This window comes from Mesorhizobium sp. M2C.T.Ca.TU.002.02.1.1, from assembly GCF_003997225.1.
In genome coordinates this window covers 1-465 of record NZ_RZTO01001519.1, presented here as the reverse complement: position 1 = coordinate 465, position 465 = coordinate 1, and the positions used below count along the sequence as shown (strand labels likewise).

The following is a 465-nucleotide window of genomic DNA, read 5'->3' as shown; positions in this document are numbered from 1 at the left end:
CTACGATTCCGTCGGCGCCGACACGTTTCCGGCATCGCTCGATTGCCTGCGGCCGCTCGGCATGTTCGTCAGCTTCGGCCAGTCGTCCGGGCCGATTCCGCCTTTCTCGATGTCGCTCCTGGCGCAGAAGGGCTCGCTCTATGCAACCCGGCCGACGCTCTTCGTCTACAATGCCAGGCGCGAAGATCTGGTGAAGTCGGCCGAGGCGCTTTTCGACGTGGTCAAGAGCGGCGCCGTCGGGATCAAGATCAATCAGCGCTATGCTCTGAAGGACGCGGCAAAGGCGCAAGCCGATCTCGAAGCCCGCAAGACGACGGGAACGACCATCCTCATTCCCTAGAGCTTTCGCCGCCTCACACCTTTGGCACCTTACCTGGCCGGCTGCCTTGTTTTTCAGCGGCTTGCCGTGCCCGAAGGCACGGCAAGCCTGAAAAGCGATGCGGATTTGCCGTTGTTCTCAAGAGG

Annotated in this window: 1 protein-coding gene; it reads left to right on the top strand. The window is 61.7% G+C overall.

Going from position 1 to position 465, the window contains the following annotated elements; translation table 11 throughout:
* Window positions 1-340, top strand: a 340-nt coding sequence (locus tag EOD07_RS37070; protein WP_164772992.1) for a zinc-binding dehydrogenase, incomplete at its 5' end; no start/stop codon positions are given.
* Between the last annotated feature and the right edge of the window lie 125 nt (window positions 341-465).